The following is a 23,351-nucleotide window of genomic DNA, read 5'->3' as shown; positions in this document are numbered from 1 at the left end:
GAGAGGGCTGATTGTAAAAAGCACTTTGTAGACTGTGAGAACAATCTTATAAATTCGCAATTTATGAAACTCTTTTCCTCAATTCGCCACAGTCTTGCAGGCTTGGTCATTGGTGTTAGCACCTTAGTTTGGGGTCATTCAGCGGTCGCAGCAGACGCAATCGTGTTTCGATATGGTGCGTTCAGTGAAACGTTTTCCGTTCAGGAACTGGCTGAGTTTGCCCAAACAGGTAGGCAGTCTTCGACCATTAGTTACTATCTACGGCGCACGAACCAAAGCCCAGAGGCAGTTAGATCCGCCCTCACCCGAGAAATTCCGGTGCGACTGATTACGCTTGATCGTGTGCTAAACAGTCCAGCAGGAGATTTTGCGCTTGATCGCATTGGTCGCACCATTCAAACACCTGCAAACGCCTCAAATCGTCAAGCCCTTCGAGCCGCGCTAGTCTTGTCTGCCAGTGGCGACAATCGAATTTCACTGATTGAAGTCTTTCAGAAGTATCCGACTCGTCAACTCAATGTGGACGGAAAAGAGTTGATTACCACTTATACTCAAATCTCTGAGCTTGCCCAACGCATTCAGAATTTGCCGGATATTTTTCGGATTAACTAACCGCGATCTCAAGGATAGACATACGCTTGCGATTGTAGAGTTTGGACTATTTCAGAGCTTGTGCAGGTTGTTTAAGAATGGAACGATCGCGTTATTGCGAGCGCTTGTGTTTTTTAGATTCTCCTTTGCTTGCAGAAATCGCAGGCGATTGACTTGATGACAGATTCTAGAAACTGCGTTGTTATCAACTTGCAAACTCGTATGCATCGCCACTTTCTAATGCCCGCTGATAAGCTGGACGACTGTGAATGCGGGCAGCTACGCTGTGCCAAAGGCAACGCAAAATTCAATTAACTTCGGGCGGCTTCTGTCTAAACCTGCTCGTGCAACTGCTGCTTCGATCGAAAAACTCATCTGAACGTCAGCGCCTGTAAAATCATCTCCAGCAAACCATAAGCTTTTTCCAAGTTCTGCTTCTAAGTAGTCTAGGTGCCGCATCAGTTGAGGTTCGATGAAGGCTTGCTTAGTCCGACTTGTGATCAAACGGGCGACGGGCTTGATGAAAAACGGCATCGATTGCTGTTCGATGCGATCGAAGATCAGCTTTAACAGTAGTGGTGGCATTGCCGATCCTTCAGCATAATGCAGCCAATAGGTGTAACGCAATCGGTCGGATGTATCCGGTGGAGGAATCAACTGCCCTTCACCATATCGATCGATCGATCAAGTATTCAACAATCGCACCCGATTCTGCCAGAGTTAAGTCCCCGTCAGTCACGACAGGAGATTTTCCTAGAGGATGTACCTGATGCAAAGATGCTGGTGCTAATAAAGTTTCGGGGTCGCGTTGGTAGTACTGAATGTCATACTCTAATCCGAGTTCCTCTAGCAGCCACAATACACGTTGAGAGCGAGAATTATTTAAGTGATGAACAATCAGCATAAAATCGGTTAAAGTGCTACAGCTTGATTAGATTACTTCATTCTTTATGCTTACTCCTCTATCAATGAGAGTGAACTGTCTCTAATTCGACAGACCAGAGCGCCGGAAACTTTTTAGCACAGTCCGCGATCGGGGCTAACTTTCAGATTCATATTGCAAGACCGATCAATGATGCTCAACTCATCGCCTTGATCACGAATCTAACCGAATCGTGAAGAGATGCCTCTAAAGGTCAATAGCAAACGTGAACTCTGTCAATACCATGAAAGGAGTTCATTAAGAAATGTAAATCATGCAAACTAACAAAGCCACCAAATTACCTCCCGTCGCTACAGAATACAATGGTATCGATCGCAATGCTTTTCTGTTCGGCTTTAATCCCCAAGCAGAATTATGGAACGGACGTTTAGCAATGATCGGATTTGCAGCCTATCTATTGTGGGATTTGGCAGGCGTGAGCGTTCTGCGAAGTCTTCTGCACTTGATCAAGTAAGCAACAGACCTCTTTCTCATGGCGACAACAATACTAAAAATACTAAATTAGTAGCAAGTTCAGATATCACGCTTTTCTCTATGGGTTCTCACACATCTGATTAAAACTCCTTAAGGTTCTACCATGCTGATAGCGGCTTTACTTCAAGACATTTCACATCTTGGAAGAGCAATTTTCACAATTTGTATTTGGCTCGTTCTTATCGGCTTCTTAATCTCGATGTGGCAAGCTTTGCTGCAAGGTTGGGCAAATCTTCAACGATTACATCAAGTTCCCTGTAGTGACTGTACTTTCTTTACAGGGGAGTACAATTTGAAATGTACACTCTATCCATGCAAAGCTTTGACAGAAGAAGCAATTAACTGTCAAGACTATGAACCTGTAATCCCTGACGAAGAGCCATTACTAGCGAGGCGGTAAAACAAAATTAAGGCTTAATGCGAGTTGTGCGTGAGTCGTCAGAAAATATAGATTTCGAGTTCAGCTCCCGGACATACTTCAAACAAAGGCTTGTCGCCAGTCAAAATAACTTGCTTAAGGTACCAGTTTGAAATGTTGACGATTCGGGCAAGCTTGAGTTAGCGGCAGCGTTGACATAATAGCAAAGAACTTGATCGCTAAAGTGAGCGGGCAACTGACTTAGAATTTGAGTCTTAACCATCAGTTTAGGAATTCGTTAATCAAGCTAATTTTGGCAAACTGCTGTTCAATCTAAATCAACGTATAACTTACGTATAACTTACGTATAACTTATACAAATTCTGATAAAACATTCAAAAGCTGTAGATGGCATTCTGCAACTTTCTCTAAAACAGAGTTGTACGCAGCATAATTCAGGCTTTGTTACACCAATACTTTAATACGTCTAAGGAAATTTGTGACTGTGCAATCTTCTAGTTCTGCTTTAACAGAACAGCAACCGCTCGTACTGAACTGGACGAATGTCGTCTTTTTCAGCACAGTTCATCTGCTCGCGCTCCTTGCGCCTTGGTTTTTCTCTTGGTCAGCATTCGGAGTTATGCTTACACTTCATTGGCTATTTGGCAGCCTTGGGATCTGTTTGGGTTATCATCGCTTATTGACTCACCGCAGTTTCCAAGTTCCGAAGGCACTAGAGTATACCTTTGGCTTTCTGGGCGCACTTGCAATGCAGGGAGGTCCAATCTTCTGGGTATCTGGACATCGATTACATCACGCCTTTACTGAAGATGTCGAGAAAGATCCTTATTCTGCTCGACGGGGCTTCTGGTGGAGTCACATTCTTTGGATTCTTTATCCACGCGATCAATTCTTTGCGACTGAAACCTATTACCGATACGCACCTGACTTAGCTCGCGATCCGTTTTACCTGTGGCTCGATCGCTATTTCCTACTCTTACAACTACCGATTGGACTGCTGCTTTATGCGATCGGTGGTTGGTCATTCGTCGTCTATGGTGTATTTGTTCGAATTGTATTGCTTTGGCATACAACTTGGCTGATCAACTCAGCCACTCATCTATTTGGCAATCGAACTTTTGACACCGAAGATGGGTCGCGTAATCTCTGGTGGGTAGCCCTGCTTGCATTTGGAGAAGGTTGGCACAATAATCATCATGCTCATCCGAATGTGGCAAAAGCAGGCTGGAAATGGTGGCAGATTGATGTGACTTGGTGGGCAATTCAGACGCTCAAAACGCTAGGAATCGCTCGAAAAGTTGTCATGCCGCCCGTTTGAATGCCAGAGATGGATGGCTATATGTTGCTTAATCAGATTCGCTCCCTGCCCAATGGTGAACAAGTTCCCGTGATCGCGCTAACCGCTTACGCTGGAGAATTAGATCAGCAGCAAGCAATCTCCGTCGGGTTTCAGCGTCATCTAACTAAACCTGCTGTTCCAGAGAAAGTAATCGCGATCGTTAGTGAATTAGTCGCATCTGCATAAAGCAAGCAACACGAACGCTGGTCATTTCACTCGAAGCGATTAACGGCTTCGGAACGCTTGATCGTTGCGGTCCTCGGGCAAGATAGTGCGAATACGATCGAGCAAAAGATTAAAGTCAACGGGTTTACGAATGAAGTCATCTGCACCGAATTCAAATTCTTCTGCTGAATTGAACTGGTCATACCCTGTAATCAACAAAATTGGAATGAAGGGAATACGATTGTTTTGCCGAATCCGTTGTGTCACTTCAAACCCATTCATTTCCGGCATCATTACATCCAGCAAAATTAAGTCGGGTTGGTGGTACTCAACTTTGTCTAATGCCTCTCGACCGCTGTTTGCCACATCTACCTCGTAGCCTTCTTGCTCTAGAACGACTTGAAGCAGAACAGAGTTATCTTCAATGTCATCGACGACTAGAATGCGATCCGCCACGGAAATTGATGGAGTCGTTAAAGTGTTCACTTTGTAACTCGACTAAGGTTAAATTTCAGTGTGTTCTACAACCCAGCTTAGTTACCTCTTACCTTAGAGATATCCAAAAGAGGACTTATTTTCAATCGTTGCACTTGCATTTCCTAGAGCAGAAATCACTTCAGTTTCGCGGACTCTGCTTCTACCGAAAGATTACGATTCTAAAGATAAATATTAAGATCCAGGCGCTTGTGGGTAATGGATCTTGAGCACAGGGGTTTTCCGATGGCAAAGCGATCGTTCCAAGCGACAGAAGCGGGAATCAAACAAGCTAAAAGCGCCTTTGATCGCACGGGCTGGACGCAGGAAGGCTTGGCAATGGAAGTGAACCTTAGGACCCGCCAACCCGTTTGGAGATTTTTCACAGGTCGTCCGGTGGAACGTCATATTTTTATCGAATTGTGTTCTGCTTTAGGGCTAGATTGGCAAGACATCGCTGAACATTCTGCGATCGCAAGATCAGAGCCTAAACAGGCATATGAAACTCCTCCGGAAATGGAGAGCCTAGTCCGTCAGGTGAGAGTACAACGTCAGGACAAAGTGCAAAATCAGTGTGGCACGTTGCAGTTATTGAACGTGAGCCGTCCTATCAAAATTGACGACCTTTACATTGATGTCAACATCTTGGAAGAAATCGTCAGCCAACAATGGCTAGGAATTTCTGACCTGCAAAACTTTACATCAAAAGACTTCGATCTCTTTGGACTCGGCGAGATGTCTCAGACTCAAACGGAGGGAACAAGAGCCGTCGAAACCTACTCGAAGCTTCGGATATTGGGCAAACCTGGAGCAGGTAAAACTACCTTCTTGCAGCATCTCGCCATTCAGTGCAACCGGGGTCGATTTGCTGCAAATCGGATTCCCATTTTTATCACGCTGCGGGATTTTGCTGACGAGTCTAGAGCGATGGATGAATTCAGTTTAATTCACTACATTCGCGAGGAATTTCTCACCTCTGGCATTTCAGATTCCGACGTGGTTGAAGCCTTGTTGCGATCGGGAAAAATGTTGCTGTTGCTTGATGGGTTAGATGAATGCGGTCAAGACAGTAAGGCAGTCGTGAAGGAGATTCGTAGATTTTCGGAAAACTATCAACAGAATCTATTTGTTGTCACCTGTCGCACCGCAGCGAAATCACTCAGCTTGAATCGCTTCACTGATGTTGAAATTGCTCCGTTTACTCAAGCTCAAATTGCTGCCTTTGGACAGAAGTGGTTTGAGGCATTGACAAAAATCACTCCTCAAGAGGGGCGAGAACAGGCAGGTCAGTTTATTGAGAAACTCAACCTGTCCGAAAATCTACCGTTCCGCCAACTTGCCGCAACTCCCTTGTTTCTACATCTCGCCTGCTGGATGTTTCAGTACCAGCACCAATTCCCAAGCCAGCGATCGGAGTTTTATCGGCAATGTATCGATATTTTGCTGTCCAAATGGGATGAAGCAAAAGGATTTGAGCGGGAGGAACTGTATCAAGGATTCTCATTGCCCCAAAAACTCAAGCTGCTGAGTCAGATTGCTGCGATCACATTCGAGCAGGGTAAGTGCTTTTTTGAACAACACAGCATTAAGGAATACATTAGCGACTATCTTCGTGATTTGCCGACTGCTTCGATGATCCTGGAGGAAAATCGCAGCACGATTGCTTCGCAGTTCCCCGGAGGAGAAATCGAGCTAGAAGAGTTGCAAATCGAGAGCGAAGGAATCCTTAAAGCGATCGAACTCCAACATGGACTACTCACCGAGCGAGTACGAGGGATTTTCTCGTTTTCCGATTTAGCCTTTCAAGAATATTTTACAGCACGAAAAATTGTGGCAAATTACAACCTGCAAGCCACAGAGCAACCCCTCGATCGCTTAGTCAGTCATATTACCGATCCTCGCTGGCGGGAAATTTTTTTGTTAACGGCGGCGATGCTGCGAAGTGCAGATCCGCTTGTGCTGTTGATGAAGCGGCAGATTGATGCACTTGTGGCTCAAGATCAGGATGTACAAAAATTCTTAGGCTGGGCACACCAAAAATCGCTTGCCGCTCCTCCCTCGCCGACTGCAATTCGCGCCTTTCACCATGCCCTTGCACATCAGCCACAACTCGTGCCACTTCTCGCACTTTCTTCAACACTAGATCAAGGAGTTTTTCTCGACATGGCATTAGATAATCTTGTCCGAAAGTGTACGATGAGTGCCAAGCGCTACGCTAAAGGAGCCGACGCTGGCAATGTCACTCATGCTCGTGCCTGTGTTGATGCTCTCGACAATGCTCTAATTCTGGTCATGGATACCAATTTACACCGATCGCTGCAACAGCTTAAAGACCAACTTCCAGACCTAGCAAAGGATCGAAAAGAATTTCAGACATGGTGGAAAACGAGCGCTCTAAGTTGGGCAGAGCAGCTTAGAGCAGCCGTCTCTGAGCATCGTAACACTCAGCATCAATGGAACTTTAGTCCTGAGCAGCAGCACCTGTTGCAACAGTACTATACTGCGAATCAATTGCTGATAGATTGTCTGAATACGGGTTGTGCACTAACAGCCGCAGTTCGGCAGGAAATTGAAGTAACCTTATTGTTACCTCAGAAGGAACTTGAGGACAGAGAATGGCAGTGGAGTTAACTGTTTTAGACCCGTTGAACTTCTGGTCTAATGACTGCATTTTGGGCTTGAGCAGTGGGGATTAACGTCCAGCCTGCTTGCCTCAGCTTTTGGTAGGTACTCCACCCTTTGGAACCACCAGGAATGAGATAATCAGGGACTTTATGTTGAGGACATGCCGTGTAGGGCAGCCAAGGTTCAAACGAACGTTCTCTTAAATGCAGAATCAATTGACCCTGATAATTTGAGCTAGATAGCCAGCACATTTGTCCAGACATGGGTAACTCCTTGTTGATTCAATAGTGATTAAAAATTACAGAATTGGTCAAATTTCAGCTTTGCTCAATATCAGAGCAAAGGTACAACGATGGCTTTAACAGCAGCCAACCGAATAGAAAAAAAGCAGCGATCGAGATTTGCAGAAAGTCTACAGGCGAGATGGAATGGTCAGCAAAGGCAGCTACAACTCGCTCGATTGTTCCGAATACCCAGAGAGGAGTCCAGAGAATCCAGATGCCGTACTTCAAGGAGAGCAAAAATGAGAAGTTCGACAACTGTTTAGAATTCATGGTTGTAATGAGATTTTTCAAAAAAGCAGTTCATCTGCATTTCCAGCAGCATTGAATGGGTTAAAGCCCTTCAATCACAACAAAATCGGTAAGCCTGCGATCGTTCCTGCAACACACGTCCAGATGCAGAAACCTCCAATGTCAGCTTCATCCAGTGCTGTTCCCATTCGCTCTAGTGATATCAAGAGCGAGACAAGCACCATCAGGCAAAATAAAGCATATTGCGGAATAGGCATTTAAGAGATCTCCAGTTTGTTGTATAAAGCGCAAACCAAAGCATCTTGAAGATTATGCTGCTCGCAAATCTGACTCAGCCAGAACCACCATTGTTTCTGCACCAATTCTGCCAAACTCAGGCTCTACTCCTAGCGCCATCTCAATGTAATAAGTCCAGGTTTCAGCTTCAGGTTTGTAGTTTCGTACAATTCCTTCTCCGCCCACAAAGCTGACTCTTTGAGCATTACGAAAACTTGGCACTCCCATCAAAGTTGTAGCCATAAGTGAGACACTCCTAATTCGGTGTTGATGCTTTCTGTTTTACTCAAAGCAACCCAACCTGTTTTGTATCTTTTTGAGGAAAGCAACCTGTTAGAGTCTGCAACTTTTGAGCGTTTTTAATCAAAGTGATACAACTTAAACACAATTGAAACTTCTATTGAAACGCGATCGCAAATCGATGCAAATCGATGCATATTGATTCATCAACGATTTGTGCCTCGACTCACACCTGCACGAGCAGATTAAGCGGGTTGTCCTTCCTCATCTTCAGCAATAGTTCGTTTTGTCGCAAAACCATTCAGAACAATTCCCCGAATCAGGGATACTTCCTCATCCAAGCGATCCGCATGATCGTTGTATTGTGCGGCTGAGTCTAGATGGTTGTGAGTTTCCATCCGTTCTGCCATTTGACGCGAAAACGTGACTTTTTCTTCCATTGCTCGAATCGCCGACCAAAGGGCATTTTCCAGGTTTTGGGTTTGCTCTGCTAGCAGGACATTCGCTGTAAATGAATGCCCCGTATGACAGCGAAACCGCAGCGGCTCATTGTTGCCAATCTGCCAAATACTCCCGCTACATTCGGGACAGGTGTAGGTCGTTCGAGTTCCGATCGCTTCGACATTCTGCAAAAATTCCTGGGTATTCATTCTTTGTTCAGCAATGTTCGATTCGACTTCGATTTCTTGAGTCACGGGGTAAGCTTCCTCTGATTCGGTGGGTTCTTTTGATAAACGCACTAAAAGGTCTGGAATTTCAGCCAGGGGCAGACAGTGATCGACCCTGACAAACTGCAATGCACTCTTTGCCATGCTGGGATATTCTGCTTCTTTGGGGTCTTGCACGATCGCTACGCCGCCCCGTTTCTTGATTGCCTGCAAGCCGACCGTGCCATCGTCGAGATAGCCTGTCAGAACGACTCCTACCACCCTCGGACCATAAGCGCGAGCAGCAGAACGAAAGAGGCTGTCGATCGCGGGTCTAAATCGGTTTTCTTGCGGTCCACGGATGACTCGCACATAGCCCTGATTCAGCAGCAAATGATAATCAGGCGGAGCAACATAAACGCGCCCAGGTTGAATTTCTTCACCATCAACGGGGTGAACCGCAGGCAGAGAACCAACGTCTGAAAGAATTTTAGGAAGAATACTAGGCTTATTGGGTTCGAGGTGTTGAACAATCAGTAAAACAGCATCTAACGCAGCAGGCAGAGCGCCAACGATCGCGCCTAGCGCTTTGAGTCCGCCGGCTGAAGTTCCAATCACAATAATGTCGTGTCCAGGCATAAGTCTCTTTTTATTCTTGTGAAAACAGTTCAATTACATCTGCGTCTTTGGAATGTTTTAGTGGAATTCAAACAATAACTATACAAATTAGACAATTACTAAAACATACTTTCCAGTAGCAGAATGCGATACTAAATTTTAGTCTACAATCACGGCTAAACAGTGTAATGAAGTACTTGTACTGTAGTTCTGCCAGTACAACTTTCGCTGTAATTCGATTTTTAAAAAAATGGGAATGCTATCAATCAATTTAAGACAATTGAGAACCGAAACAATTACAGGTCATGAGCAACAGTCTCTCCCGCCCCCGAATGCGCCAGCTTCCAGCCAGTGTGTTTGTCCTTACTGTTCAAGGATTTTACTTCGTCATGTGCGATCGGGACAACTTTACTGGCGCTGTAGCTACTGTCGTGAGGAAATGCTGGTTTGAAGCCAAGCTTCAAACTGACGAATTTCTGTAGAGGCTGATACCTCATTTTGATTTTTAGTTGCTACAGCTCGAAACTCTACAATCACTGATTCTTGTTGATGGAGTGCTGTGTTGCATCTGAATTGTTGTATCCATGAGATTTTTCTATGAGACAACTAAGCTCTTCCCTCGATCGACATGAGACCGATTTAGTACTTTGCTACTACATGAACCCTACTTCTCGAATCCAGATTGCTCGAATTCAGAACATTGAGAACTGGTATTTCGAGCGTGTGATTTTTCCTGGAGAAAGGCTCTTGTTCAAAGCACCTCTAGAAGCTCAGTTAGAGATTTCTACGAGCGAAACGGTTAGCGCAGTTCTGTCTGACAAAATTTTGTGTCAGCGATTGCAAGTTAAAAAAACGCTGCGACCAGTCGAAGCAGAATTCTAAACTCAATGCCCCCAACTCCAACTTCTGATACTTGAGAATTGATTCAACAATTTTGTAGCCTAAAGAACTCATTGAAGACTTTAAGTCAAAAGGATTGATAACACGCATGGCGCTTAAAGAAAAACCGACTCCGCCTCGTTCTCGCTTAATTGCAAACATTTTGTTAGCCGTATCGGGAGCATTTCTGCTCATCAATCTGTTTTTACCCAACTTGTTAGGTGCTCAAGTCCCGGCTGTGCCGTATAGCTTGTTCATTCACCAAGTCCAGGAAGGAGAGGTCAGCCAAGTCTCAGTCGGTCAAAATCAAATTCGGTATCAACTAAAAACAGAAGATGGCACTCCAGGGCAAGTGTTTTCTACAACTCCGATTTTTGACTTAGAGTTACCTAAACTTTTAGAACAAAAAGGGGTCGAGTTTGCGGCGACACCACCCGCGAGAAATGGTTGGTTTACTAGTCTACTCGGTTGGGTGATTCCGCCACTGATTTTTGTAGCAATTTGGCAGTTCTTTCTAGCGCGGGGTGCTAATAATCCCCAGGGAGCACTGTCGATCGGAAAAAGCAAAGCGAAGGTTTACGTTGAAGGTGAATCAGAAAAGATTACGTTTACCGATGTTGCAGGAGTCGAAGAAGCAAAAACCGAGTTAGTTGAAATCGTCGATTTTCTCAAGACTCCCGCACGATATACAGCAATTGGTGCAAAGATTCCGAAAGGTGTCTTATTAGTAGGTCCTCCGGGAACTGGAAAGACACTGCTGGCGAAAGCGGTAGCAGGTGAAGCAGGGGTTCCATTCTTCAGTATTTCAGGATCTGAATTTGTCGAACTATTTGTCGGGGTCGGTTCTTCGCGAGTCCGGGATTTGTTTGATCAAGCGAAAAAGCAGGCTCCTTGTATTGTGTTTATTGATGAACTCGATGCGATCGGCAGATCTCGCAGCAGTAACGGAATGTATGGCGGCAACGATGAGCGAGAACAAACACTGAATCAATTGCTCACCGAAATGGATGGATTTGCGGCAACCGATGCAACCGTGATTGTATTAGCTGCAACGAACCGCCCCGAAGTTTTAGACCAAGCGCTATTGCGTCCGGGTCGGTTTGATCGGCAAGTTTTAGTCGATCGTCCCGATCTTTCCGGTCGCGATGCGATTTTGAGAATTCACGCTCAGAAAGTAAAACTCGGTCCGGATGTCGATTTGAAGGCGATCGCAACCCGCACTCCTGGATTTGCCGGAGCCGATCTTGCCAACTTGGTCAACGAAGCCGCGCTGTTAGCCGCTCGAAATCAGCGCTTAACTGTAGCTCAAGAGGACTTTGCAGAAGCGATCGAGCGAGTCGTAGCTGGACTTGAGAAAAAGAGTCGGGTGCTCAACGAAACCGAGAAGAAGATTGTGGCATATCACGAAGTGGGTCATGCCTTAGTTGGAGCTTTAACGGGTGGAAGTGGTCAAGTTGAGAAGATTTCGATCGTGCCTCGCGGAATGGCAGCACTCGGCTATACCTTACAGCTTCCGACAGAAGATCGCTTTTTAATGAACGAAGCTGAACTGCGAGGTCAAATTGCCACGCTATTAGGAGGACGATCGGCGGAAGAAGTCATTTTTGGCAGCATTACGACGGGTGCTTCTAACGATCTGCAACGGGCAACCGATTTAGCGGAGCGGATGGTTACGACCTACGGCATGAGTAAAGTACTGGGTCCATTGGCGTATCAGCAAGGGCAGCAGGCGATGTTCTTAGATAATGCGCCCAATCCTCGACGGATGGTGAGCGACGATACGGCAAAAGCGATCGATATCGAAGTTAAAGAGATTGTGGAAACCGCGCACGAACACGCCCTCGCAATTCTGCGTCAGAATCAAGATTTGCTGGAAGCGATCGCGACTCAACTGCTGGAAACCGAAGTGATTGAGGGCGAAAAATTACGCGGTTTATTAGGCAAGGTGCAGTCTCCAAACCAAACAACTGCACCACAAGAAGTCGCTGTTTGAATTCCATCACTTCTACTTTAACCTGAGTTCGGGATAAGGATTGAGACAAGAAAGGGGCAAACCCGATAGGCTGAAATTGCTAAAAATCGCGCCCAGTTTGCCCTCATGCTTAGTCTAGAAGACCTGTTCTGCTCGGTCGATGATTTCTGCAACAGCTTTGAACCACGCTGGAAACAGCAACTTTTGGGAAGTGGACTCCAAGTACGCAATCGACGCCGCAGTCTGAGCGTGAGCGAAATCATGACGATTCTGATAGCGTTTCATCAGTCGTGTTATCGCAATTTCAAAACCTACTATCAAGAGAAAGTCCAGAGCGAGTGGACAGGTGCATTTCCGGGCTTGGTGAGCTATCAACGCTTTATCGAATGGATTCCAGGAACGTTAGTCCCGATGTGCGCCTACTTGCGCTCGTGTTTCGGGTCGTGTAGCGGTATTAGTTTCATGGATTCCACGGCGTTGAGCGTCTGCCACAACCGCCGGATTGAGCGCAACAAAGTGTTTGAGAACATTGCCGAGCGGGGCAGAACCTCGGTCGATTGGTTCTTTGGCTTCAAGTTGCATCTGGTGGTGAATGACCGAGGCGAATTGCTCAACATCATCCTGACTCCTGGCAACACCGATGACCGCAAACCTGTGCCACAACTGTTGCGGCAATTGTTCGGTAAAGTATTTGCTGACAAGGGCTATGTGTCGCAGAAGCTCGCCAAACAACTGCTCAACACCGCAGGCATTCAACTCATCACTAAACTCAAACGCAAGATGAAACAGCGATTAATGCCTCTCAACGACCGTCTGTTGCTCCGCAAGCGTTCCATTATCGAAACGATCATTGACCAGTTGAAGAACATTTCGCAGATTGAGCATTCGCGCCATCGCTCTGCGGTCAACTGCTTTGTCAACATTCTCGGTGGGCTGATTGCGTATTGCCATCAACCGAAGAAGCCCTCAATTGCGATTAACCACAATTTGCTGCTTCCGGCTTAACCCGAACTCAGGTTACTTTAGGTTCTAGGCAACCATAGTCAAAAGCCCTTTTCCAATCGCTGGAAAAGGGCTTTGCATTCTTCTAATTGTAAAAGATTTACTTTCTACTTCACTAGATGCAGCAGGTCGCGGACGACGCTGTAGCCAGCCAAGTCCCAAAGTAGATATGCGGTGAAACCGATCATCGCAAAGCGTCCATTCCAGAGTTCAGCTTGAGGCTTCCAACCAAATAAGAAAGCGTTGCGATCAGCTCCATTGTATGCTTCAGCGATTGGGGGTAATTCAGTTGCTTTGTTGGCTTGCATGATTAACATTCCTTAATGTTTTGTTATATCTCTATACTATTCGCGCATTCAACACTTGCTGTCTACCTTTAGAACCATTCCTGATTTATCTTGCCAGATTAGCGATCGCGTTTGCCAATTGCACTGAATCAATCGGCTTCGTCAGATGGAGCTGAAATCCAGCCTGGATCGAGAGCGGACGCTCTCGATCGCTAGCATAAGCCGTCAACGCGATCGCGGGAATCTGTCCGCCGACCTCAAGCGCTCTGATTTGACGAATCAGGGAATAACCATCCTCTCTTGGCATTCCGATATCCGCTAACAGCAAGTTGTATCGGACAGGATTCTCGGTTAACACTGCGATCGCGTCTCTTGCTGAGGTAACAACGACTACTTCAGCCCCAAGGTCTTGTAATATCCATTTGATCAAGTCGCGACTTCCAGCATCATCATCGACTGCTAGAACACACAGCCCTGCTAGTGAGGGGACTTCAGAGATCGATGAATCTATCTGTTCTGCTGTATCGGTTGATTCTAAATCGGTCGGCAATCGCCCCTCTTCAGATGAAGGCTCTATCTGAGTCGCATTCTGCGTGAAGTGCAGCGGCAACTTGACGGTTAGGGTCGCACCTTGGTTTTCACCGGGACTTGCTGCCTCAATCGTGCCTCCATGAAGCTCGACGAGATACCGCACGATCGATAAGCCGAGTCCGAGTCCCTGACTGGTTTTGGTACTGCTAGAATCTCCTTGACGAAAGCGATCAAAGACATAGGGTAGTAAATCTGCTGGAATACCCTGCCCTGTATCACTGACTCGAATCTGCGCTTGATTCTCCACCCATTCTAACGTGACTTCCACTCGTCCACCGGATGGTGTGAACTTAATTGCATTCGACAAAAGATTCCAAAGCACTTGTTGTAAGCGATCGACATCGCCCACAACCATGACCGAAGTTAAATGCGAAACGAGTTGAATCGACTTCGCATCTGCCGCTAGCCGCACCGCCTCGATCGCACTTATCACCACCATCGCCAGATCGAGTCGTCGAGTGTTGAGGTTCAACTTTCCACTGATAATCCGCGACACATCCAGCAGATCATTGATCAACTGCGCTTGTGTTTTTGCACTGCGCTCGATCAGTTCGATCGCGCGAGCGGCAGCTTCTTCTTCTAGGTTGCGGGTGCGAAGAATTTGTGACCATCCCAGCATGATATTGAGCGGGTTTCGCAGTTCGTGGGAGAGATTTGAGAGAAATTCGTCTTTGGCACGATTTGCCAGATCTGATTCTTGACGAGCGGCTTGCTCTTGTTCAAGTAGACGCGATCGCTCGATTTCAAACTGTTTGCGCTCAGTAATGTCTTCGATCTCCAGCAAAATTCGTTGCACATCACCTTCTTGAAGAACTTTCCAACCATTGAGTAACATCGTTCTCTGCCCAATGTGTTCAAATTGATGCTCGACCTCGAAATTATGAATCGGGACATTATCGGCAAGCACGTCTTCTAAGCGCGATCGCAGTGCGGGAATATTCCACTGCCCGTTACCCAGGTCAAAAATCGATGACTGTGCGGTTTCAGACGGTGAAACCTGAAACGTTTCATAGAACGATCGATTCGCTGTGTTGACTCGAAAATCCGACTCCAGCACTATCAATGGCATTTGCACTGTTTCCACGATCGCTTCTGCGTAGTTGCGGGCTGCTTCGAGCTTAGTGCCACTCCGTTTCAGCGCGTCAATGTCAATCATGACGATCACCACGCCATCGATTTGATTTTCGATAGTGCGATACGGACGGATGCGGAGCGTGTACCAATGTCCGCCTTGCGTTTGGACTTCTAACTCTTTGGCGCTCAGTGTGTCTAGAACTTCTAAAATCAGCGGTTCTAAGTCGGGAATGTTCAGATTGGCTCGGATATCGCTGAGCGGTCGTCCAGCATCAGCCGGAATGAAATTGAACAAGCGTTGCGCCATCGGGGTAAACCGTCGAATGCGTAAATCGTTTGTCAGCATCAAAATCGGAATGTTAATGCTGGCAAGTAAATTCGTTAAATCGTTGTTAACTTGGTGTAATTCCGAATTGCGGCTGCGAAGTTCTTCGTTCGTGGTATTCAGTTCTTCGTTGGTGGCTTGAATCTCTTCTTTCGCTGTTTCTAACTCTTCGTTGGTACTTTGTAACTCCTCGTTGCTCGACAGGATTTCCTCGTTTGCAACTTTGAGATCTTGATGAATATGCTCCTGTTCTGAGATTACCACTTGCAGATATTCGTGTATTGCCATCCGCTCTTGATTTGCGGAGGCGAGTTCCTGTCTCAGCCGAGCATTTTCACGCTCTAAATCTCCTGGTATGCTCTCCGACTCGATCGCATTGCTCACAATCGGAGGCGCTTCTTCAAACAGCACTAAAAAGTGACGTTCCTCGGTTGGGGTCTTAAACGGAATCACCTGAAGATTCACAATGCTCGATCGCTCTCCCTGTGTCAGGTGTACCCCAGTCTTGGTGACGGGAACGTTTTGCCGTTGTGCCTGATAAATTGCGGCGCGTAGCTCGATCAGCAAGCCTTCTCGCGCCATGTTGAAGAGATTGAAGCTGGCAGTTCCAGGAACGAGTTTGAGATAGCGATCGATATCTCCCCGAAGTTGCAGAACTTCGATCTTGTCATTGACCACCACTCCCACGGAAGCATAGTGAATCAAGAGCAGTTGATCCACCTTTTTCTGTAAGTCAAATCGCTCGATCGCAACCGAGTTCACACGAGAACGCTCATCGGGCTTCACGATCGAATAGTTGCTGGTCACAAAGGAAAACGCCGGACGATTGGCGATTAGCTTCTTGGTATAGAGTTTGCACTTTTTATCGACTACTGTAAATAAGTCAGAGTATTTCCCGGTGCTTTCTGAGGTTCCCAGGAGCAAAAATCCGGTTGGATTAAGGCTGTAATGAAAGATGGGCATGACCCGTTTTTGCAGTGCCTCTCCGAGATAAATCAGCACATTCCGACAGCTAATCAAATCTAAGTTAGAAAAGGGCGGATCACTACCTAAGTCCTGCCGTGCAAACACACACAGCTCGCGCACCATCTTGTTGATTTGATAATTGCCGCCTTCCAGCGTATAGAAGAATCGGCGGCGGCGTTCTGGCGAAACATCCACCATTTGATTCTCGGAATAAATGCCCGCTCGTGCTTTGTGGATCGCCATCTCGCTAATGTCGGTGGCAAAAATCTGAATCGGGGGTTGAGTCGCTTTATCTGCCAAAAACTCTAGCAAACAAATCGCGATCGAGTAGACTTCCTCACCGGTCGAACAGCCTGCCACCCAGATACGAATCGGAAATTCTGCCGACTTGTTTTGCGTAATAGTTGGAAAAACTTGCGCTTGCAGCAGTTCAAAAGCATCAGGATCGCGGAAAAAGCTAGTGACGTGAATCAGAATTTCTTCATATAATGCTTGCACTTCAGCCGGATGCCCTTGTAAATACTCAGCATAATTCTCCAATCGCTCCAGCTTGTAGAGCAGCATCCGACGCTGAATTCGTCGATCAATTGTGTTGGATTTGTAGCGGCTAAAGTCAACACCCGTCGTCGATCGCAGCAGCGCGAAAATTGTGAACAGGGCTTCCTCGCTACTTTCAAGAGATTCCTCAGCCACAATCGACGAAAATGGGCGAGCAACAAAGGGACTGCGACTGAGATTTGCCAGTTCCTCGGCAATTTGTTGGGGCGGCAGCACAAAATCGACTGCGCCCGTCGCTACAGCCGTACTTGGCATCCCATCAAACTGTGCGGTTCCTTCACACTGAGCGAAGGTGATACCACCCGACGCTTTCACCGCCTTCAAGCCCACTGAACCATCGCTATCTGTCCCCGATAACACAACCGCGATCGCTTTGTGTCCGCAATCGGCGGCTAAGGACGCAAAAAAGGCATCACCCGGCATATATTTGCCATATACCTTTTCGCGGGCTGTCAGTCGTAGTGTTCCATCCTCCATCGTCATCTTCGTATTCGGTGGAATCACGAAGACTTGATTTGGCTCGATCGTCATGCCATCTTGCACTTCGTTGACGGGCATCTCCGTCACTCGATTTAATATCTCGCTCAACAAGCTTTTAGCATCGGGTGCTAAGTGCTGAATCAACACAAATGCCATTCCGGTATCAGTTGGGAGATGGCTCAGTAATTGTTTGAACGCTTCTAGTCCACCCGCAGAAGCAGCGATCCCCACGATCGGGAAGGGAGCATCAATTTCGGGCTGCGGCGTTAGATCAGACGCTTCCATCGAAGGTTGGGGTGAATTCTGCTGCTCGGACGGATGGGAGGTCATAGAATAAACCCTTTAGCTGCAAAGCTGATGTTTTAGATCGGAATTCGACTGTAATTTCAAACTGTATAAGATCACAACTTGATCCTTCACCTTAAACAAGTTCCTAAAGAATGAGTTAATGAAAACAATGGTTCGGATAATTTTAGGATCAGCAGTAGACAGAAAAGCCATCCATCCTTTATGGGCGCGAATTGTAAATGTAACGCACCGGATGGATAGCTGTATGAGCATTGTACAGAGCCTACTTGCCAAAGTGGGCGTTTTCGCAAACCGCAATTGAGCGTGATGACGACCTTATTTGCCACGATTCTGAGGCAAGGTGAACTTTACCAATTTGAGTCGTTACAGTGACCTGAGCGAGAAAACCTACCGCCGACTGTTCAAGAAACGGTTCGACTTCACGGCGTTCAATGCTGCCCTGATCCAAGCGGCGATTCCTGAGAACCATCTAACAATCGCGGTGATGGACTGTTCCTTTATCGCCAAAAGCGGTAAGAAGACCTTCGGGTTAGATGAATTTTACAATGGTTGCCACAGCCAAGTCGAGAAAGGTTTAGAGGTGTCGTTGGTTGCCGTGGTTGATGGAGAAACCCAAACAGGTTATGCCCTCTACTATCTTTGAACTGGTTGCGGGTTTTCCCGCCTGGGTGAATTTGTCTGAAAGCTCCTGATTGTCTGAGCTTCTACCGTTTCTGACTAAAATGGCTCAAGTCTTTTTCGTTTGACAGTCGCTTGGAGCAAGAATGGCTCAATCTCAACAGTGGCAATCGATTCCCACACATTTGACCCGAGAACAGTTTGAAGAATTTGTCTTGCCCCACTTGCACCTCGGCAGTCGTGGTCCTCAACCAAAGCTCTCTTTGCACGCGATCTTCAACTACATCCTGAAACTCTTGTACCTCGGCTGCCAGTGGAAAGAACTGCCGATCCAGCAGAACAAAGCGGGGCAGCCGGAAATCCACTACACTTGAATCTATTCCGCTTTTCGGCGCTATGAAACCCAGGGGTGTTTCGATGCCATTTTCGCAGGTTCGGTTCTGCAACTTCATCAGCAGGAGTTGCTCGACATCAGCGTGATCCACGGCGACGGCACAACGACCTCAGCAAAGAAAGGCGGGGACAATCTTGGATACAGTGGGCACAAACATCTCAAAGGAGATAAAGTCGTTGCTTTCTGTGACCGCAACTGCAATGTGATTGCGCCTTTTATTGCAGCCCCTGGGAATCGAAACGAGTCACCGCTATTGCCGGAAGCACTGCCACAAGTGACCCGGATTGCCAAGCAGGTCGGACTTGATCTGAGCCAAACAATCGTCAGTTTGGATAGAGTTTACGATAGTCGAGCCAACCGCAAAGCGATTTTCAATCGCGGCATGGTTCCCAACATTCCTGCAAATCCGCGTGGGAGAAAGACTCCGAAACGAGGACGCAAACCGAGTTTCGACTCAGCCATCTTGCAAGAACGCTTTCGCACAATCGAGCGAGTGTTCGCGTGGGAGGATAAGTTTAAGCGCTTACTGCTGCGCTTCGAGCGGATCAGTGGGTTGCACTACGCCTTGAAAATCTTGGCTTACACGATGATCAATCTCCGGCATTTCTGCCAGAGCTAACCCTTTTGTTTGTCCTTCATTCTCTTGGAGGTCTCTGCGGCAGAGACCCAGATTTGTCGTCCTTTGAAAACGGGAATCGGGGCGAAAGCCGTAGAAAAACGATTAACTCGCTCGTTCTGGTGCTTTGAAAGCTCAATTTGACCTTGCTGTTCATTACTTCAACTCAACTCTGAAGCAAACCCGCAACCAGTTGACAGTTACATGAGGAAATTGAAGCACACACTCAGCACCTGACAAAGCTCACCCAAGAAGCAGCGCCCGAATTAGTGCAAGCGTTTGGCATTGGTACGGATACCGCTGCTGAAATGCTGCTCACCTTTGGCGAGAATGCTGATCGCGTCCATTCCGAAGCTGCCTTTGCAAAGATGTGTGGGGTCTGTCCGATTCCAGCCTCTTCGGGCAAAACGCAGCGCCACCGCTTAAACCGAGGCGGCAGTCGTCAAGCCAATGCTGCTTTGTTTCGCGTCGTGATTGTGCGCATGCGATGGCATCAGCCGACCCAGGACTACGTTACCCGTCGGACAGCACAAGGGTTGTCGAAACGAGAGATCATCCGCTGTCTCAAACGCTATGTAGCACGAGAGATCTATCATCTCATTCGTAAAACATGCCCGACTCTTAAAGTGTCTGGCGTGAGTCATGCTTAGAACACAAAAAAGACCTTGACATCTATAGGAGCATCAGTACCGCCTCAGATCGTATTTGCGACTTCCCGCAGATCTCACAGCCTCCTAACTCTTCGATTAATTTGGATCGGGTTCACACACAACTTCGATTCCAACCAAGCTGTAGAAATTATGAGCAGCACGACGTAACTGATAAGGGTGTTTGCCGAGCAAAAAAGTCATCCACAGATCGATTAGACATCTTTTCCGTCCTGATTGAGTTCGAGAAATCTCCAAGGTGCAAACCAGATCAAGCAATGAAATTGTCTTCCGTTTGCGTTGTTGCAGCTTTTCCATCATCGCGACAAGTTCCGTTGTCCAAGCCTCAATCTCTTCTCCGTGCGAAAGGTCTTTGATCGCATCAATATCGATCAATGGCTGACGATCCGGTAACGCATCAAGCAGGACAACCGCGTCATCAATCATCGCTTCGCGAATTGCCTGCGCCACGGCTGCCTCTGAAATGTAATTGGATCGCAAGTCATGGGGAACCGACCAGTCTCCCTCAAGATTACAGGGCAGCGGCAGTAGCGGGATCGGCTCGATGAATTCCTCGAAATCCACCACCATTGATCGCCGCACAAAGGCATCGAAGAAGTCGATCGACACCACCGGGTCTCTCGCCCCACGCGGTTGCACTTCCGCCTTCACTGCCTCGATTACACCCACGTACTTGGCTTCGACGATCGTCGCCAGTTGAAGCAGGGCATTGGCTGCCACTTCCAGCACAGCGCGATCCTCTAGACCTGAAATTACCGCATCGAATTCCCGCAAGAGATCCAGCAGTTGGGCCTCTTGCGGAGCGCTCATCGCTGCTTGGAGATGCTCAAACAGATCGAGACGAATCATCCCGTTGCCTCCAGACAGCAAGGACGAATCGGGCAGCACTGCGGGTCACGTCGAATCTGTGCCGCAAACTTGCGGATGCCGTATTCTTTGTGCAGAACACGCAGCAGCGTGGCAGTATAAGCCTTGACTACCGTTGGGGTCATGCCCTCGCAGTGAACCGGAGCAATCTCCACAATCTGCTCATTGCCCTTCCACACTGAGCCTGCGATCGCGTGCACCGGAGAATCATATCCGCCCTCGCGATATACAATCAGCACAGCATAAGCGAGATCAGTGTAGGGCGACTCAATTTGCAGTTGTTGGAAGACTTGTTCCCGCTGCTTAATCGCCTGTTTCTGACAATTAATCTCAGAATTTCGTAGCCGAGATCGCTTCGGTGGGCAAAGCTTCGGGTCATAACAGCCATCGCTTGAGATGTTCGGATCGCGCACGAAATTCTGCGGGTCCGTTTTCGGTGAACCGTGGAGTTGATGCACCTGCTTGATCGCCAGTGCCGCGCACTTATAGCATTTTTGCGGTGCTTTCCTGGGCATCCCCACTTCCCCTAATTGCCACTAAACCTTCGGATTATTTCCCTGCATTTAGAATTTCCGCCGCAGTCAATTGTAGCGTCGGGAATTGCGACGACAGGACCGGGTCGTCCCCTGCGAATGGTCGGGATTGATAAGCTCCGTTCACCAGCTCCAGCACATTCACCACAGCTCGATTGGGGTCAACCTGCCACAGTTCAGGAATGCCTCGCGCGGCATACTCTCTCGGCTTTTCAACATAATCACGCTGATAGTTTTTGCTGCTCGGGCTGCCGAGCGACACAACTTCCACCACCAGCTGTGGAACAGGCATTCCCAGTCGGATGATTCTTTCACCAGATAGTAAGGCGTTGATCGATTCCTCGGTGTGAACCATCAGATCTGGCTGTCGGGCTGTGACTTCACGCGATTCCACTTCAATCTGATGTCCGATTGCAAGCTGACGCGGACGAATGCCCAAGGCTGAAAAAGCAACCAGCAGTATAGCTGCGATCGTCGGGTTAATTGGATCTTCACTCGGCAATTCAACTAGCTCCCCATTCACCAATTCGTATCGAGTATCCGTTCCGTCGTCGTAGTCGAGATATTCCTCGATCGTCTTAAACTGTGGCTTCGTTTGCGTCATACCCCCTGCGCCTCCTCTAGCTCACTATCGCTGTAACAATCTTGCAACCCCAATTTGCACGTTTGGAAAAGCAAGCGGACTTACCACACCCTCAGTCAACACCGTTTGCTCCTGGTACTCCCCGTTCACTGGATTCCGAAAGACGTTTAGCTCTCTGGTTTTCAAATTAACCACCCAATACTCGCAAATACCTGCTTCGGCATAAACTTTAGACTTCACTTCCAAGTCTTTCTGCAAGCTCGTGTTCGAGTATTCAATGATCCAGTAAATGTTTTCAACGTATGGGTGATGAGATCGGTAAATCTCAACGGGCAACTGAACAATTGAAATGTCGGGTTCTGGCTCTGAACGGTTAGGCAGCGTGATCGGTTTAGCTTCTCGCACCTTGGCAAGACCACGCAACTGTTCCCTGAGATATTCAGCCGCTTCATCACTGAGCGACGAGTGCGGAACTCCTTCGGGCGACATCTCTACTAATTCTCCATTCAACAATTCAACAGGCACATCCTCAAAAATCCCCGCTTCTACCGCCTGGTGATAGCGATTGATCGTCCATTTCCATGTCGAGAGTGTCATGATGCTACCTCACAGTCCCGTAGTCAATTTGCAGTTTAGCTTGAGTCATGGTGTAGTCGCGCCCCTGGTTGAATAAGTGAGCATCAAATCCCCACTATGCAAAAATTTTACCGGATTTTGCCCATTTTACACCACAGGATTCATTACAAGATTACCTACACGCTAAAACCACAAAGCCCAAACAGAATAGATGTTTCAGCGTTCACAATTTTATGTGAGATCGATTTCTCTTAAAAAATGCTTATCCATACTGCAATAATACCGTAACTACAGATAATGGTTATTATTTGTAGTTGATCTCGAAACTTGAACGACGATCGCTGAATTCCGCTTTGGTCTATGAAGCGTAGAATTGGCAAAAGGCTTATGAGTTAAGGGCTTTAAGAGTGTTGCCACCTCTTCTTCAACTTGCTCTATTCAGGCGTAAGATCCCCAAAATTCTTTTCCTGTGTGGGTTGCAGCGATTATTGAAATTACTGTGCTTCGATGGTAACGACCACTTTATCTAAATGCCATTTGGCTACAATGTAAGGGCGTTTACGATACAGATGATTGGCGGATTTTTGTCCAAACTTCTGGAACCATTCTCGCATCGATTCATACGTCACCTTGATGCCCCGATGAAGCCTCATCTTCTCGATGTCCCGGTAGCCCGATAGGAAGCTGTATTATAGCCAGACACAGTAGCTGGAGATTTCGCTAGGGAAGCAATGACGGGAGCATATGAG

The 23,351-nt window shown here is 47.2% G+C and carries 24 protein-coding genes and 3 pseudogenes; 11 read left to right on the top strand and 16 right to left on the bottom strand.

What is annotated here, in order from left to right:
- The first annotated feature begins 63 nt into the window (after positions 1-63).
- Positions 64-612 carry an alpha/beta hydrolase gene (locus H6F51_10975; protein ID MBD1823005.1) on the top strand — a complete coding sequence of 183 codons (549 nt, stop codon included), beginning with the start codon at positions 64-66 and terminating at the stop codon, positions 610-612.
- Positions 613-796: 184 nt separating this feature from the next.
- Here H6F51_10975 and H6F51_10970 read toward each other — a convergent pair.
- A pseudogene (locus tag H6F51_10970) lies at positions 797-1,495 on the bottom strand (glutathione S-transferase).
- Positions 1,496-1,787: 292 nt separating this feature from the next.
- Between H6F51_10970 and H6F51_10965 the strand changes: the two are divergent.
- Positions 1,788-1,988 carry a high light inducible protein gene (locus tag H6F51_10965; protein MBD1823004.1) on the top strand — a complete coding sequence of 67 codons (201 nt, stop codon included), beginning with the start codon at positions 1,788-1,790 and terminating at the stop codon, positions 1,986-1,988.
- 458 nt (positions 1,989-2,446) lie between these two features.
- Here the strand turns inward: H6F51_10965 and H6F51_10960 are convergent, their stop codons facing one another.
- Entirely contained in the window at positions 2,447-2,551 is a 105-nt protein-coding gene (locus tag H6F51_10960; protein MBD1823003.1) for a DUF1830 domain-containing protein, read from the bottom strand.
- 314 nt (positions 2,552-2,865) lie between these two features.
- Here H6F51_10960 and H6F51_10955 point away from each other — a divergent pair, with 314 nt between their 5' ends.
- Together H6F51_10955 and H6F51_10950 are read left to right on the top strand one after the other, a co-directional pair.
- Complete coding sequence (locus H6F51_10955; protein ID MBD1823002.1) at positions 2,866-3,705, top strand: fatty acid desaturase; 840 nt, start codon at positions 2,866-2,868, stop codon at positions 3,703-3,705.
- Entirely contained in the window at positions 3,706-3,912 is a 207-nt protein-coding gene (locus tag H6F51_10950; protein ID MBD1823001.1) for a response regulator, read from the top strand.
- A 39-nt stretch (positions 3,913-3,951) separates the two neighbouring features.
- Here the strand turns inward: H6F51_10950 and H6F51_10945 are convergent, their stop codons facing one another.
- A complete protein-coding gene (locus H6F51_10945; protein MBD1823000.1) occupies positions 3,952-4,377 on the bottom strand; it encodes a response regulator in 426 nt (141 codons plus the stop codon).
- A gap of 234 nt (positions 4,378-4,611) precedes the next feature.
- On the opposite strand from H6F51_10945, the gene H6F51_10940 reads away from it, so the two are divergent.
- Positions 4,612-6,996 (top strand): NACHT domain-containing NTPase, encoded by a 2,385-nt coding sequence (locus H6F51_10940; protein ID MBD1822999.1) that lies wholly within the window; start codon positions 4,612-4,614, stop codon positions 6,994-6,996.
- A gap of 5 nt (positions 6,997-7,001) precedes the next feature.
- Here the strand turns inward: H6F51_10940 and H6F51_10935 are convergent, their stop codons facing one another.
- The 6 genes from H6F51_10935 to H6F51_10910 all read right to left on the bottom strand — a co-directional run bounded on the left by H6F51_10935 (position 7,002) and on the right by H6F51_10910 (position 9,801).
- Positions 7,002-7,253 (bottom strand): hypothetical protein, encoded by a 252-nt coding sequence (locus H6F51_10935; GenBank protein ID MBD1822998.1) that lies wholly within the window; start codon positions 7,251-7,253, stop codon positions 7,002-7,004.
- Between the two features lie 54 nt (positions 7,254-7,307).
- Positions 7,308-7,544, bottom strand: a complete 237-nt coding sequence (locus tag H6F51_10930; GenBank protein ID MBD1822997.1) for a hypothetical protein — start codon at positions 7,542-7,544, stop codon at positions 7,308-7,310.
- A 74-nt stretch (positions 7,545-7,618) separates the two neighbouring features.
- A complete protein-coding gene (locus H6F51_10925; protein MBD1822996.1) occupies positions 7,619-7,780 on the bottom strand; it encodes a hypothetical protein in 162 nt (53 codons plus the stop codon).
- Between the two features lie 52 nt (positions 7,781-7,832).
- Positions 7,833-8,042, bottom strand: a complete 210-nt coding sequence (locus H6F51_10920; protein MBD1822995.1) for a hypothetical protein — start codon at positions 8,040-8,042, stop codon at positions 7,833-7,835.
- Between the two features lie 242 nt (positions 8,043-8,284).
- Positions 8,285-9,325, bottom strand: a complete 1,041-nt coding sequence (locus H6F51_10915; protein MBD1822994.1) for a chemotaxis protein CheB — start codon at positions 9,323-9,325, stop codon at positions 8,285-8,287.
- A gap of 275 nt (positions 9,326-9,600) precedes the next feature.
- Positions 9,601-9,801: a hypothetical protein gene (locus tag H6F51_10910; protein ID MBD1822993.1), complete on the bottom strand. Its 201-nt coding sequence runs from the start codon at positions 9,799-9,801 to the stop codon at positions 9,601-9,603.
- Between the two features lie 100 nt (positions 9,802-9,901).
- Here H6F51_10910 and H6F51_10905 point away from each other — a divergent pair, with 100 nt between their 5' ends.
- The 3 genes from H6F51_10905 to H6F51_10895 all read left to right on the top strand — a co-directional run bounded on the left by H6F51_10905 (position 9,902) and on the right by H6F51_10895 (position 13,160).
- Positions 9,902-10,186, top strand: coding sequence for a DUF1830 domain-containing protein (locus H6F51_10905; protein ID MBD1822992.1), 285 nt, complete (start codon positions 9,902-9,904; stop codon positions 10,184-10,186).
- 106 nt (positions 10,187-10,292) lie between these two features.
- Positions 10,293-12,176, top strand: a complete 1,884-nt coding sequence (locus tag H6F51_10900) for an ATP-dependent metallopeptidase FtsH/Yme1/Tma family protein (protein MBD1822991.1) — start codon at positions 10,293-10,295, stop codon at positions 12,174-12,176.
- Positions 12,177-12,281: 105 nt separating this feature from the next.
- Positions 12,282-13,160, top strand: coding sequence for an IS982 family transposase (locus H6F51_10895; GenBank protein MBD1822990.1), 879 nt, complete (start codon positions 12,282-12,284; stop codon positions 13,158-13,160).
- A gap of 104 nt (positions 13,161-13,264) precedes the next feature.
- On the opposite strand, the gene H6F51_10890 is transcribed toward H6F51_10895, so the two are convergent.
- Together H6F51_10890 and H6F51_10885 are read right to left on the bottom strand one after the other, a co-directional pair.
- Complete coding sequence (locus H6F51_10890; protein MBD1822989.1) at positions 13,265-13,465, bottom strand: high light inducible protein; 201 nt, start codon at positions 13,463-13,465, stop codon at positions 13,265-13,267.
- An 85-nt stretch (positions 13,466-13,550) separates the two neighbouring features.
- Positions 13,551-17,768, bottom strand: coding sequence for a PAS domain-containing protein (locus H6F51_10885; protein ID MBD1822988.1), 4,218 nt, complete (start codon positions 17,766-17,768; stop codon positions 13,551-13,553).
- A 319-nt stretch (positions 17,769-18,087) separates the two neighbouring features.
- On the opposite strand from H6F51_10885, the gene H6F51_10880 reads away from it, so the two are divergent.
- From H6F51_10880 to H6F51_10870, 3 genes and pseudogenes are all read left to right on the top strand, one after another.
- Positions 18,088-18,390, top strand: a complete 303-nt coding sequence (locus H6F51_10880) for a hypothetical protein (protein MBD1822987.1) — start codon at positions 18,088-18,090, stop codon at positions 18,388-18,390.
- Between the two features lie 121 nt (positions 18,391-18,511).
- Positions 18,512-19,378 (top strand): annotated as a pseudogene (locus tag H6F51_10875) (transposase).
- A gap of 197 nt (positions 19,379-19,575) precedes the next feature.
- A pseudogene (locus H6F51_10870) lies at positions 19,576-20,025 on the top strand (IS110 family transposase).
- A 96-nt stretch (positions 20,026-20,121) separates the two neighbouring features.
- Here the strand turns inward: H6F51_10870 and H6F51_10865 are convergent.
- The 5 genes from H6F51_10865 to H6F51_10845 form a co-directional block, all read right to left on the bottom strand.
- A complete protein-coding gene (locus tag H6F51_10865) occupies positions 20,122-20,892 on the bottom strand; it encodes a hypothetical protein (protein ID MBD1822986.1) in 771 nt (256 codons plus the stop codon).
- Positions 20,889-21,425: a hypothetical protein gene (locus H6F51_10860; protein ID MBD1822985.1), complete on the bottom strand. Its 537-nt coding sequence runs from the start codon at positions 21,423-21,425 to the stop codon at positions 20,889-20,891. The genes H6F51_10865 and H6F51_10860 overlap by 4 nt, the downstream gene beginning before the upstream one ends.
- 34 nt (positions 21,426-21,459) lie before the next feature.
- Positions 21,460-22,047, bottom strand: a complete 588-nt coding sequence (locus tag H6F51_10855; protein MBD1822984.1) for a Uma2 family endonuclease — start codon at positions 22,045-22,047, stop codon at positions 21,460-21,462.
- Positions 22,048-22,071: 24 nt separating this feature from the next.
- On the bottom strand, positions 22,072-22,623 hold the full coding sequence (locus tag H6F51_10850; GenBank protein ID MBD1822983.1) for a Uma2 family endonuclease: 552 nt from the start codon (positions 22,621-22,623) through the stop codon (positions 22,072-22,074).
- A gap of 473 nt (positions 22,624-23,096) precedes the next feature.
- A complete protein-coding gene (locus H6F51_10845) occupies positions 23,097-23,255 on the bottom strand; it encodes a hypothetical protein (protein MBD1822982.1) in 159 nt (52 codons plus the stop codon).
- Between the last annotated feature and the right edge of the window lie 96 nt (positions 23,256-23,351).

Source organism: Cyanobacteria bacterium FACHB-DQ100, assembly GCA_014695195.1.
In the GTDB taxonomy this organism is placed as follows: Bacteria; Cyanobacteriota; Cyanobacteriia; order Leptolyngbyales; family Leptolyngbyaceae; genus Leptolyngbya.
The sequence above is the reverse complement of the archived record's forward strand: the minus strand, read 5'-3'. Positions and strand labels throughout refer to the sequence as shown.

Bases quoted from the DNA above. Each gene is read 5' to 3' on its own strand.
- H6F51_10855 (MBD1822984.1), bottom strand. From the start codon at position 22,047: ATGACGCAAACGAAGCCACAGTTTAAGACGATCGAGGAATATCTCGAC.
- H6F51_10895 (MBD1822990.1), top strand. From the start codon at position 12,282: ATGCTTAGTCTAGAAGACCTGTTCTGCTCGGTCGATGATTTCTGCAAC.
- H6F51_10940 (MBD1822999.1), top strand. From the start codon at position 4,612: ATGGCAAAGCGATCGTTCCAAGCGACAGAAGCGGGAATCAAACAAGCT.
- H6F51_10965 (MBD1823004.1), top strand. From the start codon at position 1,788: ATGCAAACTAACAAAGCCACCAAATTACCTCCCGTCGCTACAGAATAC.
- H6F51_10925 (MBD1822996.1), bottom strand. From the start codon at position 7,780: ATGCCTATTCCGCAATATGCTTTATTTTGCCTGATGGTGCTTGTCTCG.
- H6F51_10905 (MBD1822992.1), top strand. From the start codon at position 9,902: ATGAGACAACTAAGCTCTTCCCTCGATCGACATGAGACCGATTTAGTA.
- H6F51_10890 (MBD1822989.1), bottom strand. From the start codon at position 13,465: ATGCAAGCCAACAAAGCAACTGAATTACCCCCAATCGCTGAAGCATAC.
- H6F51_10975 (MBD1823005.1), top strand. From the start codon at position 64: ATGAAACTCTTTTCCTCAATTCGCCACAGTCTTGCAGGCTTGGTCATT.
- H6F51_10860 (MBD1822985.1), bottom strand. From the start codon at position 21,425: ATGCCCAGGAAAGCACCGCAAAAATGCTATAAGTGCGCGGCACTGGCG.
- H6F51_10845 (MBD1822982.1), bottom strand. From the start codon at position 23,255: ATGAGGCTTCATCGGGGCATCAAGGTGACGTATGAATCGATGCGAGAA.
- H6F51_10915 (MBD1822994.1), bottom strand. From the start codon at position 9,325: ATGCCTGGACACGACATTATTGTGATTGGAACTTCAGCCGGCGGACTC.
- H6F51_10935 (MBD1822998.1), bottom strand. From the start codon at position 7,253: ATGTCTGGACAAATGTGCTGGCTATCTAGCTCAAATTATCAGGGTCAA.
- H6F51_10930 (MBD1822997.1), bottom strand. From the start codon at position 7,544: ATGAATTCTAAACAGTTGTCGAACTTCTCATTTTTGCTCTCCTTGAAG.
- H6F51_10865 (MBD1822986.1), bottom strand. From the start codon at position 20,892: ATGATTCGTCTCGATCTGTTTGAGCATCTCCAAGCAGCGATGAGCGCT.
- H6F51_10885 (MBD1822988.1), bottom strand. From the start codon at position 17,768: ATGACCTCCCATCCGTCCGAGCAGCAGAATTCACCCCAACCTTCGATG.
- H6F51_10910 (MBD1822993.1), bottom strand. From the start codon at position 9,801: ATGAGGTATCAGCCTCTACAGAAATTCGTCAGTTTGAAGCTTGGCTTC.
- H6F51_10920 (MBD1822995.1), bottom strand. From the start codon at position 8,042: ATGGCTACAACTTTGATGGGAGTGCCAAGTTTTCGTAATGCTCAAAGA.
- H6F51_10850 (MBD1822983.1), bottom strand. From the start codon at position 22,623: ATGACACTCTCGACATGGAAATGGACGATCAATCGCTATCACCAGGCG.
- H6F51_10950 (MBD1823001.1), top strand. From the start codon at position 3,706: ATGCCAGAGATGGATGGCTATATGTTGCTTAATCAGATTCGCTCCCTG.
- H6F51_10900 (MBD1822991.1), top strand. From the start codon at position 10,293: ATGGCGCTTAAAGAAAAACCGACTCCGCCTCGTTCTCGCTTAATTGCA.